Annotated in this window: 18 protein-coding genes and 3 pseudogenes; 6 read left to right on the forward strand and 15 right to left on the reverse strand. The window is 66.4% G+C overall.

Annotation, left to right across the window (positions count from 1 at the left end; translation table 11 throughout):
• Positions 1-83: 83 nt before the first annotated feature.
• Positions 84-1,658: pseudogene (gene katG / locus B9N43_RS12325) on the forward strand (catalase/peroxidase HPI); the annotation flags it as partial.
• On the opposite strand, the pseudogene B9N43_RS12330 reads toward katG, so the two are convergent.
• The 3 genes and pseudogenes from B9N43_RS12330 to B9N43_RS12340 all read right to left on the reverse strand — a co-directional run.
• A pseudogene (locus tag B9N43_RS12330) lies at positions 1,641-2,102 on the reverse strand (transposase); the annotation flags it as partial. The pseudogenes katG and B9N43_RS12330 overlap by 18 nt on opposite strands.
• Positions 2,103-2,550: 448 nt before the next feature.
• Complete coding sequence (locus B9N43_RS12335; RefSeq protein ID WP_145842478.1) at positions 2,551-2,847, reverse strand: DUF5710 domain-containing protein; 297 nt, start codon at positions 2,845-2,847, stop codon at positions 2,551-2,553.
• Positions 2,844-3,689: a hypothetical protein gene (locus B9N43_RS12340; protein WP_145842479.1), complete on the reverse strand. Its 846-nt coding sequence runs from the start codon at positions 3,687-3,689 to the stop codon at positions 2,844-2,846. Before B9N43_RS12340 ends, B9N43_RS12335 begins: the two co-directional genes overlap by 4 nt.
• 166 nt (positions 3,690-3,855) lie before the next feature.
• On the opposite strand from B9N43_RS12340, the gene B9N43_RS12345 reads away from it, so the two are divergent.
• Positions 3,856-4,929: a hypothetical protein gene (locus B9N43_RS12345; protein WP_145842480.1), complete on the forward strand. Its 1,074-nt coding sequence runs from the start codon at positions 3,856-3,858 to the stop codon at positions 4,927-4,929.
• A gap of 81 nt (positions 4,930-5,010) precedes the next feature.
• Here B9N43_RS12345 and B9N43_RS12350 read toward each other — a convergent pair whose 3' ends face one another.
• From B9N43_RS12350 to B9N43_RS17620, 4 genes and pseudogenes are all read right to left on the reverse strand, one after another.
• A complete protein-coding gene (locus tag B9N43_RS12350; RefSeq protein WP_186453806.1) occupies positions 5,011-5,178 on the reverse strand; it encodes a hypothetical protein in 168 nt (55 codons plus the stop codon).
• Positions 5,179-5,271: 93 nt separating this feature from the next.
• Entirely contained in the window at positions 5,272-5,481 is a 210-nt protein-coding gene (locus B9N43_RS12355) for a DUF3079 domain-containing protein (protein ID WP_145843558.1), read from the reverse strand.
• Between the two features lie 103 nt (positions 5,482-5,584).
• Positions 5,585-6,220: pseudogene (nfsB, locus tag B9N43_RS17615) on the reverse strand (oxygen-insensitive NAD(P)H nitroreductase); the annotation flags it as partial.
• A gap of 152 nt (positions 6,221-6,372) precedes the next feature.
• Positions 6,373-6,495 carry a hypothetical protein gene (locus tag B9N43_RS17620; protein ID WP_261379323.1) on the reverse strand — a complete coding sequence of 41 codons (123 nt, stop codon included), beginning with the start codon at positions 6,493-6,495 and terminating at the stop codon, positions 6,373-6,375.
• 140 nt (positions 6,496-6,635) lie between these two features.
• On the opposite strand from B9N43_RS17620, the gene B9N43_RS12365 reads away from it, so the two are divergent.
• Genes B9N43_RS12365 through gluQRS form a run of 4 tightly spaced genes read left to right on the forward strand, consistent with a single transcriptional unit; the run spans position 6,636 to position 10,825 of the window.
• Positions 6,636-8,717, forward strand: coding sequence for a molybdopterin-dependent oxidoreductase (locus B9N43_RS12365; RefSeq protein WP_145842482.1), 2,082 nt, complete (start codon positions 6,636-6,638; stop codon positions 8,715-8,717).
• Between the two features lie 18 nt (positions 8,718-8,735).
• Entirely contained in the window at positions 8,736-9,083 is a 348-nt protein-coding gene (locus B9N43_RS12370) for a phage holin family protein (RefSeq protein WP_145842483.1), read from the forward strand.
• A gap of 29 nt (positions 9,084-9,112) precedes the next feature.
• Entirely contained in the window at positions 9,113-9,805 is a 693-nt protein-coding gene (locus B9N43_RS12375; RefSeq protein ID WP_145842484.1) for a DUF4197 domain-containing protein, read from the forward strand.
• Between the two features lie 36 nt (positions 9,806-9,841).
• Positions 9,842-10,825: a tRNA glutamyl-Q(34) synthetase GluQRS gene (gluQRS, locus tag B9N43_RS12380; RefSeq protein WP_145843559.1), complete on the forward strand. Its 984-nt coding sequence runs from the start codon at positions 9,842-9,844 to the stop codon at positions 10,823-10,825.
• Here the strand turns inward: gluQRS and B9N43_RS12385 are convergent.
• The 8 genes from B9N43_RS12385 to B9N43_RS12420 form a co-directional block, all read right to left on the reverse strand.
• Positions 10,817-11,110 (reverse strand): type II toxin-antitoxin system RelE/ParE family toxin, encoded by a 294-nt coding sequence (locus B9N43_RS12385; RefSeq protein WP_145842485.1) that lies wholly within the window; start codon positions 11,108-11,110, stop codon positions 10,817-10,819. The two genes, gluQRS and B9N43_RS12385, sit on opposite strands and share 9 nt — an antisense overlap.
• Positions 11,098-11,382, reverse strand: a complete 285-nt coding sequence (locus B9N43_RS12390; RefSeq protein WP_261379324.1) for a CopG family ribbon-helix-helix protein — start codon at positions 11,380-11,382, stop codon at positions 11,098-11,100. Before B9N43_RS12390 ends, B9N43_RS12385 begins: the two co-directional genes overlap by 13 nt.
• A gap of 95 nt (positions 11,383-11,477) precedes the next feature.
• Positions 11,478-12,647, reverse strand: a complete 1,170-nt coding sequence (clsB, locus tag B9N43_RS12395) for a cardiolipin synthase ClsB (RefSeq protein ID WP_145842486.1) — start codon at positions 12,645-12,647, stop codon at positions 11,478-11,480.
• A gap of 159 nt (positions 12,648-12,806) precedes the next feature.
• Complete coding sequence (locus B9N43_RS12400) at positions 12,807-13,553, reverse strand: endonuclease/exonuclease/phosphatase family protein (protein ID WP_145842487.1); 747 nt, start codon at positions 13,551-13,553, stop codon at positions 12,807-12,809.
• A gap of 26 nt (positions 13,554-13,579) precedes the next feature.
• Positions 13,580-14,170, reverse strand: coding sequence for an SCP2 domain-containing protein (locus tag B9N43_RS12405; protein ID WP_145842488.1), 591 nt, complete (start codon positions 14,168-14,170; stop codon positions 13,580-13,582).
• On the reverse strand, positions 14,170-15,048 hold the full coding sequence (locus B9N43_RS12410) for a Tim44 domain-containing protein (protein WP_145842489.1): 879 nt from the start codon (positions 15,046-15,048) through the stop codon (positions 14,170-14,172). The genes B9N43_RS12405 and B9N43_RS12410 overlap by 1 nt, the downstream gene beginning before the upstream one ends.
• A 20-nt stretch (positions 15,049-15,068) precedes the next feature.
• Positions 15,069-15,815, reverse strand: a complete 747-nt coding sequence (gene ubiE / locus B9N43_RS12415; RefSeq protein ID WP_145842490.1) for a bifunctional demethylmenaquinone methyltransferase/2-methoxy-6-polyprenyl-1,4-benzoquinol methylase UbiE — start codon at positions 15,813-15,815, stop codon at positions 15,069-15,071.
• Between the two features lie 60 nt (positions 15,816-15,875).
• Complete coding sequence (locus tag B9N43_RS12420; protein WP_145842491.1) at positions 15,876-16,295, reverse strand: gamma-butyrobetaine hydroxylase-like domain-containing protein; 420 nt, start codon at positions 16,293-16,295, stop codon at positions 15,876-15,878.
• Positions 16,296-16,348 lie beyond the last annotated feature (53 nt).

Below are 16,348 nucleotides of genomic sequence, written 5' to 3' on the forward strand. Positions count from 1 at the left end.
GGATCTATTGATTAGCACAATGAATCAGACTGGCGTAATGTGACCAGACTGTTTCATGCACTGGATACAGAAAAGGAGATCAAATGTCTATCGAGAAGATGAATAGCAGTGGCCAATGCCCCGTGATGCATGGCGGTGTAACTTCAGCGAACATGACAAACCTGGATTGGTGGCCAAAAGCCCTGAATCTGGACATCCTCCATCAGCACGATACCAAGACAAATCCCCTCGGAGCGGGTTTCAACTACCGCGAAGAAGTCAAAAAGCTCGATGTTGAGGCGTTGAAAAATGACCTCAAAGCCCTGATGACCAATAGCCAGGACTGGTGGCCGGCCGACTGGGGCCACTATGGCGGCCTGATGATCCGCATGGCCTGGCACTCCGCTGGAACCTACCGTATTGCAGATGGCCGTGGCGGTGGTGGCACAGGCAATCAACGTTTTGCCCCCATCAATTCATGGCCCGACAACGCCAACCTCGACAAGGCCCGTCGCCTGCTATGGCCGATCAAGAAGAAGTACGGCAACAAGCTCAGCTGGGCAGACTTGATTATCCTGGCCGGCAACATGGCCTATGAGTCGATGGGCTTAAAGACCTTCGGCTTCGCCTTTGGCCGTGAAGATATCTGGCACCCTGAAAAGGATACCTATTGGGGTTCTGAAAAAGAGTGGCTAGCGCCCAGCGGCAGCGAAGGCAGCCGCTACTCGGGCGAACGCGATCTGGAAAACCCACTTGCGGCCGTAATGATGGGCCTGATCTACGTGAACCCTGAAGGAGTCGATGGTAAGCCTGACCCACTCAAGACTGCCCATGATGTACGCATCACCTTCGCCCGCATGGCGATGAACGACGAGGAAACAGTGGCACTGACCGCCGGTGGCCACACAGTGGGTAAGTGCCATGGCAACGGCAGTGCAGCTAATCTGGGTCCAGCCCCCGAGGGTGCCGAACTTGAGGAGCAGGGCCTGGGCTGGCAGAACCACACCACCCGCGGTATTGGTCGTGACACTGTTACCAGTGGCATTGAGGGCTCCTGGACAACGCATCCGATGAAGTGGAATACCGGTAGAGGAGGTTACTTCGACCTGCTGCTACGCTACGACTGGTGGCTGCAGAAGTCGCCGGCCGGGGCACATCAGTGGGAGCCAATAGGCATCAAAGAAGAGGATATGCCGGTGGATGTTGAGGACCCGACAATCCGCCGCAAGCCGATCATGACTGACGCCGATATGGCGATGCGCTTCGATCCAGAATACCGAAAGATCGCTGAACGTTTCCGCGATGATCCCGCCTACTTCGAGCAAGTTTTTGCACGCGCCTGGTTCAAGCTGACCCACCGCGACATGGGGCCGAAGTCGCGCTACATTGGGCCGGATGTGCCTGCTGAAGACCTAGTCTGGCAAGACCCGGTGCCCCCAGGCCGCAAGGACTACGACGTAGGTGCAGTTAAGGCCAGGATTGCTGCTAGTGGACTGACCATTACCGAAATGGTCAGCACCGCGTGGGACAGCGCGCGCACCTTCCGAGGCTCGGACAAGCGCGGGGGTGCGAATGGCGCGCGTATCCGCCTTGCTCCACAAAAAGATTGGGAGGGTAACGAACCGGCTCGTCTGGCGAAAGTATTGGCTGTGCTGGAAAAAATCGCTGACGGCGTCGGTGATTGACGAGATCAGGCTGGGCGACACCTCCGTACCGTACATTTCCTCCAGGTGGGCCTGGATCTCGCGCACCGTCATGCCTCGGGCGTAGAGCGACAGGATCTTGTCGTCAAAGCCGCTCCAGCGCGTCTGGTGCTTGGGAATTAGCTGCGGTTCGAAGGTGCCGTGCCGATCCCGCGGGACTTCGATGGGCAGTTCGCCGAATTCACCCTTGAGGGTCTTCCTGCTCTTGCCGTTGCGGGTGTTGCCAGCATCGTTGGCTACCGGCTCGTTCTTGCCGTGACCGAGGTGCTCGGCCAATTCAGCGTCCAACGCCTTCTCGACCAGCAACTTGGTCAGCTGCTTGAGCAGACCGTTCTCGCCAATCAGGTCTTCGGGTTTCTTGTAGTCGGCCAGCAGACCGGCCAATAGTTCTTCAGGGACTGCATGCTTCTTCGTGCTCATTGTGCCTCCGGACAGTTCGGCAGTTTCCTGCTAATCGTCCGTTTACACAAAATTCAGTACAGGCCCTGTTTTGCTAGTGCAAAATGTACTAAGTTGATGATTCAACATGATTTATTGAATTTTCGGCTGTTGATGCCGGGCGTTCTTGGCTCTATCCTTGAGCCAAAATACCCATGCCCATGCATTAACAATGAGCCCGTTTTCAACCTACTGCTGTATTGACCCAGCGAAACCTGCTCAACTTACGCCGCTAATGCAAAGGCCTCGGCTGGCGTTTTCATGCTGCGGGCCTCAAGGGGCGGATCAAGTGGCTGCCCCTGCGGTATGCCGGTGCCAATCTGGAAGTGGGCCGCGTGACGCGGCGTTTCAATGCAATGCGGAATTGGACCAAGCTGCCGACCGGCCGGACACCGACCGGTCCTGAGGTGCTCCCCGCTCATCCTGACCGCTATTCCAGCAACGTCCGGCACTTCTCGCACTCCTCCCAGGGCAGGCATTCGCAGACCCTGGGCAACGGCCTATAGCGGCTGCCGACAATCACCTGCGAAGCAGCCGTCGCTTTGGCGCGGGGCGACGCGGGCGGCGCCGTGCTGGTCCCGTCGTGGGCTTGCGGCGACCAGCGGGCAAAGGGGGCCAGGTCGGTCTGGTTGACCACGTACCAGGTCTTGCGCGCGGGGTCCCAGCGGGCGCCCAGTTTCTTCGCCTCGTCCTTTTCGGCAAAAGGCACTTTCAGGTCCATTCTCATTGCGGGGCTCCTTTACGGTAGGGCAGCAAGGCCCGGGCCGCCTCGATGCGATGCGCGATCGGGCATTGCGGATCGTTCATCACCGCCATGAGAAAAGCTTCCGGGTTGGCGTAAGCGCCGGCCGGCGCGTACTGCGGTTCCGCATGGGGCTGTGCCGCCGTGGGCGGGGTTTCCGTCGCGCAGGTTGGCGGCGATTCCAGGCGCGCCAGGGCGTGTTGGAAGGCTCGCGCGTCGATGCTCCTGCATCCGGCCAGGATGTCCGCCTGCCCCGCGGGGTTGGGTTGAATGTCCAGTCCCGGCTCGTCGGCGAACATGCCGCCCAGGCCGGGATCGATGAATGCCGACCAGCGCCGGGTGGCCTCGCGATAGGCCGGCACCAGATCGACGCGGCAGGCGCGGTCGTCCGCTGATGAGGGGTGGCACTGGACCTGCGCGGCCTCCGGCAGGTAGCGCCGCACCAGCGCCTGCACGAACTGATGCGCCTGTGCCAGCGGAACGGGTGTCGCCAGTGAAAGCCAGAGCTGATAACCCGCCAGGCCGGAGACGGCCAGGGCCGGCGCGGGTAGGTCCAGTTCGGATTGCAGGCGTTCGCACAGTCCGGCGATCAGAGGCCAGTCCCGGCCGCGCTCCAGTGAGATGACCAGGGTGCGGGTGGTGCGGGCGGGGGTGACGAGGTCGATCGTCAGGTGCTGTCCCTGGCTCAGGCTGCGCTGGAGACGTTCTCCGCTGAAGGGGACGGGCGCCTCGTCCCGGGGCGTGTCGTCCGGGCCGTGTGTCGCGGGATAGACCATTTGGCCGGGTATCAGGTAGAGCCGTTCCAGCTCGGTCGAAAGAGAATTCATGGTGATGCGGTAAAGGATCGGATCGGTCGGCGCGTCGGGGCTTTTTTGTGGCGGCCGCAGGGTCGTGAATGATACGGAGGATGACGACTTCCAAGACGCGACGGTGCGAAAATCTGCCGCCGCGCAATGCCGCTTCGAGTGCTCCCATAAGCGGTACAGTTCCACCATGAGAATCTACATCGCCTGCCTGCTTGCCGCCTTCTCCCTGCCCGCCCTGGCCATCGGCTCGGGCGAGTGCGCGCCCCGCGACGGCTTGACGCCCATTTGCGGCCTGAACCAACCGGGCGACCTGGAACCCCTGCCCGACGGCCGCCACCTGCTGGTGACGCAGATAAACATGGGCACCAGCAGCTTCGGCGTGATCTGGCGGCCGGGCCAGCTGACCCGGGTGGATGCGGCCAGCGGCGCAAAGGTCCCGGCCTATCCCCGCCCGGGTGCTCTGGTGCGCGCCAAGCCGAGCCGGGGATGGGGCGATCCCGCCTGTCCGGGCGAGATCGGCCCGGCCCTGTCGCCGGGCGGGCTGCACCTGTCCCGCCGCGGCGACGGCGTGTGGCAGTTGCTGGTGGTGAACCATGGCGTGCGCGAATCGGTGGAGTTCTTCGAACTCGGCCGCGACGGCCTCGAATGGCGGGGCTGTGCGGTCGCCCCGGCGGCCAGCCTGCTCGGCGATGTGGCGGCGCTGCCCGGCGGCGCCTTCGCCGCGACGAATATGGTCGATGGCCACCGCCTCGACCGCGTGGCGCGCATCGGCGAGGCCGTGGCCAAGGGCGAGGACACCGGCTTTGTCCTGACCTGGGCACCCGCCACGGGCTGGAAGAAAATACCCGGCTCCGAGGGCACGCTGCCCAAGGGCATCCAGACCGACGGCGACGGGCGCCATGTCTATTACAGCGTCGGCGGGCCGCAGGCGGAAGTGCGCAAGATCGCCGTGGCGACGGGAACACGGGTGGCGGCGGCGCGCAACCTCCAGTCCGATCGGCTCTCCTGGGACGGCAGGCGGCTGCTGGCGACGGGCTTCGCCGGGCCTTACCGGGCCGATGCCTGCGGCAAGGAAGTAGGACGCTGTCCCGCGCCTTTCCACATCACCGCGCTCGACCCCGCGACACTGGCCGCGACCCGTCTGTTCAGCCAGGATGGCAGCGCCCTGGACGGTGCCACGGTGGCCGTTCCCCAGGGCCGCCGCTGGTTCCTGGGCAGTTTCATCGGCCGGCACATTCTGTCGGTCCCCCGCCCGCAATGAAGTTCCTCGGTTCATGCGTGCGGCGCCAGGGAACCTTGCAGTCATGGTGCTGTCACAATCATCGGCCATCATGGCCATGCATCAAGAACAGAGGAAAAAACGAAAATGGAATGCGAAGATTTTCTCGAGCCCCTGGAGGGCCCGGAATACGACGACGATCTGTAGAAAGTATTTTTGAACCGTACCGAGCCGCCGCGAGCGGCTTTTTGTTTTTCTGCCCGGCAGGCCCGAGAGGATGGCGTCGCGCACGGCCGACAACTCGGGACTGACGCCGCTGTCAATGCAAGCGCGCATCGGTGCGTGCTTGCAAGTGGCGCGCCGCACGGCCAAGCGGCGAGGACTTCACTCGCCGTCGGTCTTCCCGGCCGGATCCTCGTCCGGCTCGATCCCCCAGTCGCCGTGCCGGTACCAGTCTTCGCCCAGCAGCTCCATCGGATGCTGGGTGCGCTCGGAACCGTTGCCGCAGCCGAGGTCGGTTACCGGGCAATACTTGTCGCAACCCCAGCAAATGCGCTCGGGGTGCTTGGGGTGCAGGGGGAATTTCTTGGCCACGCCGCAACGATAAGTCCGCGGGTCGATTTTGTCGAATGACCATGAAGCCGGCGCGGCTCTCCATGCGCCGGGGCGCTCCCGCGTCTTCAGATTCGCTGAAAACGGCGTCCTCCGGCAGTCGCGACTTCGGCAACCTGGCGTTGAAGTCGCCGTCGCTGCGATAGCCGAGGCTGACCAGCACGATGCCGGTCAGGCCGCGGGCCGCGAGGCCGAGTTCCTCGTCGAGAATTTTCCGGTTGAAGCCCTCCATCGGGCAGGCATCGATCTCGAGACCGGCCGCGGCCAGAAGCAGAAAGCCGAGGGCGATGTAGACCTGCTTCACCATCCAGTCCTGCAAATCGTTCTGCTTGTCGCGATGCAGGCTGACGTAGCCCTTGCGCGTCGCGTCCTGCCGGCTCCGGGCCTCGGGTTCGGCAAGACGCCCGTCGTGGTCCTCCTGATCCAGCAGCGTCGCCAGATAGGCATCGTCGAGATCGGTGCGGCTGCAAAGCACGATCACATGGGAGGCATCGCGGATCTTCGGCGCGTTGTAGGCATGGCCGCCCACCATCGCCCTGGCGAGACGCTCCTTGCCGGCATCGCTGCTGGCGATGAAGAAGTGCCAGGGCTGGCTATTCACCGACGACGGACTGTTGCGCAGCACGGCGCGCAACTGGTCGATGACGGGGTGGGGGATTTTCCTGGTCGGATCGAAAGCCTTGCAGGTGTGACGGTTTTGGGCGGCGTGGATGATTTGCATGAGCGGACCTGATGATGATCGGGGAGCGGAGTGCCGCGTTCAGTATCGCATGGCGATACTGTGCCGGTGCGCTGATGGGCGCCGCTCCTGGCGCTTCTGGAAATGACAAGGCCCCGCGCGCGGGGCCTTGGAGTGACGACGTCGTTGCCTGCTTACTTCGCGGCGGGGGCCTTGGCGGCATCCGTCTTCTCGGCGGCGGCGGGTGCCGGCGCATCGGCGGCAAAAGCGGAAACAGCGAACAGGCCAGCCAGCACAGCGGTCAGAATCTTGGACATTTCATTTCCCTTCGTTTCGAAAATAGCGCACATGCGCCTGCTTCCAATAACGAGTGGTACCGTGCGGTGCTGACGGCGACAACGTAACCGTTTGTTAATCTGTCCGCCGCTGTCCGGCCGCTGTCAATAGGATATTCCCCATGGCGCTCGAGACTATTCCCACCTACTGCGCGTTGTGCATCTCCCGCTGCGGCTGCCTGGCCACCGTCGAGGACGGGCGGCTGGCGCGCATCGAGCCGGATCCGCTGCATCCGACCGGCAGGAGCATCTGCGTCAAGGCCCGCGCGGCGCCGGAACTGGTGGCGCATCCGGCGCGGCTGACCACGCCGTTGCGCCGTACCCGGCCGAAGGGCGAGATGGACGCGGGCTGGCAAGCGATCGGTTGGGACGAGGCCATCGCCCTCGCCGGCGAGCGGCTCCGTGCCGCCGGTCCGGCGGCGACCGCCTTCGCCGTGGCCACGCCGAGCGGCACGGCGATCGCCGACAGCTTCGGCTGGATCCATCGCCTCGCCCATCTCTGGGGCAGCCCCAACATGGTGTTCGCCACCGAGAACTGCAACTGGCACCGCGATTTCGGTCCTTTCCTGACCTGGGGCAACGGCCTGGGCATGCCCGATTACGAACGCACCGCCACCATCCTGCTGTGGGGCTGCAACCCCACCGTCACCTGGCTTGCCCAGGCCGAGCAGATCCGCGCCGCGCAGCGCCGCGGCGCCCGCCTGATCGCGGTGGACCCGCGCCAGGGCGGGCTCGCCAACGGCGCCGACCTCTGGCTGCCGCTGCGGCCGGGCACCGATGCCGCGCTGGCCCTGGGCCTGATCCATCTGCTGCTGGCAGCGGACGGCGCCGACACCGATTTCCTGCGCCGCCACTCCGACGCCTTTGCCTCCGCACCGGACGGCGAAGGCATGGTGCTGGAGCGCCTCGCCGAACTGGCTGCGGCTTGGCCGCCGGAGCGGGTCGCGCGCGAGACCGGGATCGACACGGAGCTGCTGCAGCGGACCGCCGAATTGCTGGCGACGGCGAAGCCGGTGTCGCTCTACACCTGGACCGGCACCTGCCAGCAGGAGCAGGCGACGGCGGCCAGCCGCGCCATCAACATCCTCTACGCGCTGACCGGCAGCCTCGGGCAGCCGGGCGGCAACCGCTGGTTCCCCAAGCCGCGGTTGAACGACATCGCGGCCTTCGAGGCCGTCCCGCCGGAATGCCGGCAACGCACCCTGGGTCTGGCCGAGCGGCCCCTGGGCCCGCCTTCGCGCGGCTGGATCACCAGCCGCGATCTCTATCGCACCATCGTCAGCGGCGAGCCCTACCCGGTGCGCGCATTGGTGGCTTTCGGCGGCAATTTCCTGGTGTCCAAGCCGGCGACCCGGCACGCCGAGGCGGCCCTGGCGAAGCTCGATTTCTTCGTCCAGACCGAGCTGTTCGAGACGCCCACCGCGCGCTGGGCCGACCTGCTGCTGCCCGCCGCGTCGTGCTGGGAACGCGAAGGCTTGCAGGCCGGCTTCATGGTGACGCCGGCCGCCGACGCCCATCTCCAGTTGCGCCCGGCCGTGGTGGCGCCGCCCGGCGCGGCGCGGGCCGACACCCGCATCGTCTTCGACCTGGCGGCGGCCCTGGGGCTCGCCGAGGACTTCTTCGGCGGTAGTCCGGAAGCCGGCCTCGCCCACGTGCTGGCGCCCAGCGGCGTCGACGCCGCGGCGCTGCGGGCCGCACCGCGCGGCCTGACGGTGCCGCAGCTGAGCGCCGAGCCGGCGCTGGCGCCGATCTCCCTGTGGTGCGCGGAACTCGCCGCGCACGGCGGCCAGGCGCTGCCCGAATTCACGCCGCCCGCCGCGGCGGCGGACCTGCCCTACGCGCTGACCTGCGGCAAGACCGCCCACTACTGCCACAGCCAGTTCCGCCAGCTGGAGTCGCTGCGCTCGCGCCAGCCCGGACCGGAGGCCGAACTGGCGTCGGATGTCGCCGCCGCCCGCGGCATCGCCAGCGGCGACGCGATCGTGATCCGCACCGCCGACGCCGAGATGCACTGCACCGCGCTGGTCAGCCGCAAGCTCGCCGCCGGCACCGTCTGGGCGCATTACGGCTGGTGGGATGCGCAACAACCGATCAACTACAATGCCTGCATCGACGGCGAGCGCTTCGACAGCGTCTCCGGCAGCAATGCCTTGCGCGGCGTCCCCTGCGACGTGCGGCGCCGCCTTCCGCTGGACCCTGGTTGATTTCCGGAGACGCCACCCATGACCCTGCTGCTCGCTTGGCTCATCAACACGCTTTCCCTGATGGCGGTGGCCTATCTGCTGCCGTCGATCCGGGTCGACAGCTTCACCACCGCCCTCGTCGCCGCGCTGATGCTGGGACTGGTGAATACCTTCATCCGGCCGCTGCTGGTGTTGTTGACCCTGCCGGCGACCATCCTCACCCTGGGGCTGTTCATCTTCGTCATCAACGGCCTGCTGTTCTGGTTCGTCGGCTCCTTCCTGCGCGGCTTCACGGTGGCCGACTTCTGGTCGGGGGTGCTGGGTGCGGTGCTCTACAGCCTGATCTCCTGGCTGCTGTCGACGCTGCTGCTGTCGAACCGATCCTGATTCCACAAATGTCCTGTGAGTCGCCTGCCATGTCGAATCGCCTCCCCGCTCTGTTCGTGCTGCTGTTCTCCCTCCTGTTGGCCACCGGCGCCCAGGCGCTCGACCTCGCCAGCCTGTCCAACAAGGACGCGGTGGGCGGCCTCAAGGAGGCGCTGAGCCAGGGGGCCGGCAAGGCGGTGGACTCCCTGGGCCGCAGCGACGGTTTTCTGGGCAATCCGAAAGTGAAGATCGGCCTGCCGGAGAACCTGGAAAAAGTCGCCGGCCTGATGCGCCGTTTCGGCGCCGGCAAGCAGGTGGAGGAACTGGAAACCGCGATGAACCGCGCCGCCGAGGCGGCGGTGCCGGCGGCCAAGCCGCTGCTGATGAACGCCATCCGGCAGATGTCGGTGGAGGACGCGAAAGGCATCCTGAGCGGCGGCGACGACAGCGTCACCCAGTATTTCCGCCGCACCACCAGCGCGCCGCTGACGGAGAAGTTCCAGCCCATCGTCGCCAAGGCGATCGCCAAGGTGAAGCTGGCGGAGAAGTACGACCAGTTCGCCGGCAAGGCGGCCAAGTACGGCCTGGTGAAGGAGGCCGACAGCCATCTCGACGGCTACGTCACGCGCAAGGCGGTGGATGGCCTCTACCTGATGGTTGCCGAGGAGGAGAAGGCCATCCGCAAGGACCCGCTGGGTGCCACCGGCAGCCTGGCAAAGAAAGTCTTCGGCCTGCTGCGCTGAGGCGTGCCGGCCACCGCCTGCGCCGATACCGCGCCGATGACGTTCCCGGCCTCACCGCCGTCGGGCTCGGCGGGCCCGGTGGGTTATTGCGGCCGCTTCGCGCCCAGCCCCACCGGCCCCCTGCATTTCGGCTCCCTGGTCGCCGCGCTCGGCAGCTGCCTGGAGGCCCGCCGCCAGGGCGGCCTGTGGCGGGTGCGCATGGAGGACGTGGACCTGCCGCGCTGCCGCCCCGGCGCCGACCGGCTGATCCTGTCCACCCTGGAAGCGTTCGGCTTCGTCTGGGATGGCGCGGTGCTCTACCAGACCACCCGCAACGAAGCCTATCGCGCGGCGCTGGAACGCCTCCAGGCCGACGGCGCGGTGTTTCCCTGCGCCTGCACCCGCCGCGAACTGGCGGACTCGGCGCTGGCGCCGGACGGCGCCCACCTCTACCCCGGCACCTGCCGCCACGGCCTGCCGCAGGGCCGCGTTGCGCGCGCCTGGCGCCTGGCGGTGCCCGACACGACGATTACATTCGACGACGCCGTGCAGGGGCCGCAGCGGCAGAACCTGGCGCGCGAGGCCGGCGACTTCGTGCTGCTGCGCGCCGATGGCCTGTTCGCCTATCAACTGGCGGTGGTGGTGGATGACGCGGCGCAGGGCATCAGCCACGTGGTGCGCGGCGCCGACCTGCTGGATTCGACGCCGCGCCAGATCCTCCTGCAACACCTGCTGGGCTATCCGACGCCGGCCTATGCCCACCTGCCGGTGGTGGTGAACGCGGCCGGGGAAAAGCTCTCCAAGCAGACCCTGGCGACGCCGGTGGACCCGTCCCGCCCCGTCCCCGCCCTGATCGCGGCGTTGGCTTTCCTCGGCCAGCAGCCGCCCGCCGAACTGGCCGAAGCCAAACTGGCCGAAGTCTGGCAATGGGCACTGGCCCACTGGCGCCTGGAACAGGTGCCGCATCGGCGCAGCGTGCCGGCGCCGGAGTATGCGGGTCAGACTACCAAAGCATTTCTGTCATTGCCGAGGCTAATGTGAAAACCCAGACTCACGTTGGTGTCGGATCGCCAAAATCAAGACAGTGTCGTGTTCCGCTTCGTAGCTGTAGAGAGCTATATAGCCTGTATTCCCCCGTGATATGACCAACTCGCGAATGTTGTCTTCCACAGGGCGCCCGATCAGGGGGTGACGCTTCAATATTGTCACCGCCTCCGCGATCAATTCCACGGTCTCGCTGGCGGCTACCGGATCAGTATTTATCAGAAAGTCAGTGAGTCGATCGAGATCGTTGAATGAGTGCGATGAATAAATCAGACGTGCCATGCGCGTGTCTTGGGCTTGGTGGTCTTTTTTCCCGCTACCTTGGCCTTCAGATACGCATGAACTTCATCGGCATCCAGGCCCCGGCCGGTATCTATCAGTTCTTCCCTTGCTGACCTGGCCTCGGCAATGAATCCAAGCCGCTGTTCCGTCGCGTACGCAGCCTGTTCAATGGCGGACACCATAAAAGCGTGAGGCGACATTCCCAACTCCTGGGCCGCGCTGGCGGCGCGCTTTTTTAGGTCATCGGGAAGCTTCAAAGAAGTTGTGGTCATCAGCATCTCCTTGCACTGGTGTCACCAAGGTAACACTGTGGGCACCTTAGTGCAAATCGTCGGCCATACCTGCCGTTTTTGAATGCGATATCCGACTATTCCCGATACTCCCCGCCACCATAACGGCTGAGGCCGACCGCCGCGCGCACCAGGGTGTAGGCGCCCTGGCTCAGCAGGCGCTGCCACCAGGGGCGGCGCTTGGGTGCGTCGGCGGCGACGATGTCGGCGCCCGTTGCCATGGCCCGTCGCAGGCTGGCTTCCAGGGTGGCGGCGAAGCCCTTGTCCCACACCACGACGTTGGCTTCGCGCGCCAGCAGCAGGCTGAAGGGGTCGATGTTGGAGGAGCCGACGGTGGCCCACTGGCCGTCGATCACCGCCACCTTGGCGTGGAGGAAGCTGCGGTGGTATTCGGCGATGACGATGCCGGACGCCAGCAGGCGGCCATATAGGGCCTGGGTGGCGTAATGCAGCAGCGCGTATTCGACCCGGCCCTGGAGCAGCAGGGTCACCCGCACGCCGCGCGCGGCGGCGGCGGCCAGCGCCTGGCGGAAGCGGCGGCCGGGGAGGAAATAGGCGCTGGCGATCAGGATCTCCCGGCGCGCGCCGTCGATGGCCTCCAGGTAGGCTTCCTCGATGTCGCGCCGGTGGCGCAGGTTGTCGCGGATCACGAAACGGGCGCGGGTCCGGCCGTGGCGCCGGGGGGCGGCCTCCAGCACCGGCAGGCGCGGTGCGCGCAAGTTCAGGGTGGCCGAGGCGACCAGACGCCAGAGGTGATGCATGGACTGGTGGATTTCCGCCACCAGCGGACCCTCTATCGTCACCGCGTAATCGTAGCGGGGCGGCACCTGGCCGGGCGTGTTTATGTCGTCGATGACGTTGATGCCGCCGACGAAGGCGAGCGTGCCATCCACCACCGCCAGCTTGCGATGCAGGCGCCGCAGCCGGTGGCGCCGCAACCGCAGCCGCGCCACTTCCTGGCGATAGACCAGCACCCGGGCGCCGGCCTGGCGCAGGTCCCGCCCCAGGCCGGCGGGGAATTCGCGGGCGCCGAAGCCGTCGACCAGCACCCGCACCGCGACGCCGCGGCGGGCGGCGCGGGAAAGCGCGGCGGCCACGCGGCGGCCGGTTTCGTCGTCGGCGAAGATGTAGGTTTCCAGGTGCACTTCGTACCGTGCCGCCTCGATCGCCGCGATCAGCGCCGGGAAGTATTCCATGCCGCACTCCAGCAGCCGTATCCGGTTGCCTGGAACGAAGTGCGCTTTCATCCTTAAAACCTCAGTTGGCCACAGAGGACACAGAGATCACAGAGGAAAAGAGCCATGGATTGCCAGCGCTTGATCGCTCACCCGCAAGGTGATCCGGCAAACCACGACTCATTCGCTCCAACGCTGTGGACTCTGTGGCTTGCCGTGCGGTTTTCAGGTTCATTCCGGGAACAGGCTGGCCGAAAGCGCGGCGTGGTCGGAGATGCCGGACCAGGGCGGCCCCTGGTGCACCTCGGTGGTGGCGACGCCCAGGCCGCGCACGTAGATGCGGTCCAGGCACAGCAGCGGCAGGTGCGCCGGGTAGCTGCGGGCCGGACGCCCGCCGCGGCCGACGAACACTTCGGCCAGGCCGAGGCGCTCGGCCAGGTGGTTGTGGGCCCGGTTGCGCCAGTCGTTGAAGTCGCCGGCGATGATCAGCGGCGCGTCGGGCGGGATCAGTTTTTCCAGGCGCACGGCCAGCGCTTCCATCTGCAGGCGCCGTGAACGGCCGAACAGCGACAGGTGGGCGCAGACGCAATGCAGGGGCTGCGACCAGCCCGGCACCCGAATCGTCGAATGCAGCAGGCCGCGCCGCTCGAAGCGCAGGTGGGTCACGTCCTGGTTGTGGCTGTGGGCGATCGGATAGCGCGACAGGATCGCGTTGCCGTGGTGGCCGTGGTCGTAGATCATGTTGCGGCCGTAGGCGGTGCTGTGCCAGACGTCCTGCGCCAGGAACTCGTGCTGGGGCTGCACTGGCCAATGGTCGAACTGCTCGGCATGGCCCAGGTGCAGGCCCTGCACTTCCTGCAGGAAGACGATGTCCGAGTCCAGGGCGCGCAGCCGGTCGCGCAGCTCATGGACCATCATGTGGCGATTGAACTGCGAGAAGCCCTTGTGGATGTTGTAGGTGGTGATGCGCAGTTGCATGGTTTGCCGCCCCTCCGGCACCCTCGTCAGCGCGCCAGGCGGCCCACCCGCTGCTCCAGCCGCGCCAGGTCGGCGGCGAGCCGGCCGACCTCGTCGCTGAAGGCCGCCAGTTCCGGGGGGCGCAACAGGGTATGCTGTTCCTCGGCTAGGTATTCGGCCAGGTTCTGTCCCAGCCGCGCCGCCGCCTCGCGCTGCCAGCCGAACAGGCCCGTCAGCAGGCCGGCGATGCGGTGGGCGGCGATGTCGCCGACGATGCGGGAGAGGTCCTCCTCGAAGTCCCAACGCAGGTTGCGCAGCACGAAGCCGAGGCTGTCGGCGAAGTCGGCATTGCCGCTGATGTGGGCGCGCTTGAAGACCTGCTCCGGATCGCCCAGCGCCAGGAGCGGCGCGGCGGCGGGCAGGGCGATGGCGACATCGGCATCCCCGCGCGCATCATCCGCGCCGTCTTTTTCCGGCGCGCGCAGATAGCCCTCCGCGTCCACCGTGAAGGCCAGGGTGGGCAGCGGCGGCAATTCGATCCGGGCGCGGCGCCCGGCGAAGGGACTCAGCCGCCCACGCGCCCAGGCCGCCTGGGCCAGGACGTGATTCAGGGCGGCGAGGATGGGAGCCTGCAACATCAGAGCATTTGCTGGATGCCGGCCACGCGCCAGCCTTCGCTGCCATCGGTGGGCTTGACCAGGTGCCAGACCTCGTCGAAGGTTTCCGGCGCCGCGTCCGCCGCTTCCCGGATCAGGCCGTGGAAGCGCACGCTGGCGACATGGCGCTTGTCCTCGCTGGCGACGTCCAGGAGGCCGGCGTCCAGTTGCACCACGTCGGTCTGCTGTTTGGCGCCGCCGCGCTCCCGGTACTGCATCTCGACCTCGGCATAGACCTCGGGGGTGGCGAAGGTCTTGATGTCTTCCATGTTGCCGGCGTCGTTGGCGGCCTGGAGGCGGATGAAGTTGAGCTTGGCCTGGCGCAGGAAGCCCTCCACGTCGAAGTCGGCGGGAATGTGCGCCGCTTCGGCGGCGGGGGTGGCGGCGGTGCCGCCGGCCACCGTGATCGGCTCGAAGCGCACCGGCTCCGCGTTTCCGGCGCCGGCGTACTGGGGCGCCGCCTGCGGCGCGCTGCGGCGGAACAGCAGACGGATCACGAAGATCGCCGCCATCGCCAACAGCGCCAGCATCACGAAGTTGGCCATGCCTTCGCCCAGGCCCAGATGCGAGAACAGCGCGGCCAGCCCGATGCCGGCCGCGAGGCCGGCCAGGGGGCCGAGCCAGCGCCGCATGTCCGAGGGCTGGGCGGCGGGTGCCGGGGTCGGCTTCGCGCCGGGCGCCGCTGCGGCGTTCTGGGTCGGCGTGGCGGGCTTGGCCGGTAAGGCTTCCCGCTTCATCACCGAGGAATCCCGGCTCATGCCGAACGAGCGGCTGCCGCCCAGGCGCTTGGCCTCGGCGTCCTGGACAAAGAGGCCGAGACCGACCAACGTGGCGAACAGCGCGATGAAAAGACGTTTCATGTTTTCTCCTTTTTTAGCTCTCAGAGCTTGTAACCCCGGTGCAGGGCAACCACGCCCGCCGTCAGGTTGAAGTATTCGACCCGGGACAGGCCCGCCCGTTCCATCATTCCCTTCAGGGTCTCCTGGTCCGGGTGCATGCGGATCGATTCGGCCAGATAGCGGTAGCTGTCGGCATCGCCGGCCACCTTCTGGCCCAGCCAGGGCAACACCTTGAAGGAATAGAAATCGTAGGCGGTCTCCAGGGGCTTCCAGACCTTGGAGAACTCCAGCACCAGGAGCCGCCCGCCCGGCTTCAGCACCCGCCGCATCTCGGCCAGCGCCTGGTCCTTGTGGGTCATGTTGCGCAGGCCGAAGGCCACGCTGACGCAGTCGAAATGGTTGTCGGGGAAGGGTAGCTTCTCCGCGTCGCACTGGGCGGTGGGGGCCACCACGCCCTCGTCCAGCAGGCGGTCGCGGCCGACGCTGAGCATCGCGTTGTTGATGTCGGTGAGCCAGACCTGGCCGCCGCCGGGCAGGCCGACGCCGACCCGGCGCGCGAAGGCGGAGGAGAGGTCGGCGGTGCCGCCGGCCACGTCCAGCACCCGGTCGCCGTGGCGCAGTGCCGCCACTTCGATGGTGAAGCGCTTCCAGAGCCGATGGAGGCCGGCGGACATCAGGTCGTTCATGATGTCGTACTTGCTGGCGACGGAGGAGAAGACGCCGGCGACGCGCTTGGCCTTGTCCTCTTCGGCGACGGTTTCATAGCCAAAATCGGTTTGCTTGCTCATTTGTTTTCCTGCCGGCGCGGCCGGTGCGAGTTGGATGGTGATCCGGGGGCGTTCGGCGATTCAGTGGTGGCCGCAGCCGCCGGTCTTGGGCGGCGGCGTGGTGGTGTCCACGTCGCGGTTGGCGCCGGCCGCCTCCAGGCGGGCCAGGTAGTCCTGCCAGTGCTGGTCCTGGCGCGCGCCCAGGTCGTAGAGGATGTCCCAGGAATACAGGCCCGAGTCGTGGCCGTCGGAAAAAGTTGGTTTGATCGCGTAATTGCCCACCGGTTCCATGGCGACGATGTCCACCTGGCGCTTGCCGGTCTGCAGCACCGCCTGCGCCGGAGTATGGCCGCGCACGCTGGCCGAGGGCGAATAGACCCGCAGCAATTCGTAGGGAATGCTGAAACTGGCGCCGTCGCTGAAGCTGATTTCCAGCAGCCGGGATTTCTGGTGCAGCTTGATCTCGGTGGGGGTGGGGCTGTTTTTGGTAATGCCTGCCATGGCGATACGGCGTGAATGCGAGGGCGCCTATCATAGCGCGGCGGGCGGTGCCG

Source organism: Denitratisoma sp. DHT3, from assembly GCF_007833355.1.
Lineage (GTDB): Bacteria > Pseudomonadota > Gammaproteobacteria > Burkholderiales > Rhodocyclaceae > Denitratisoma.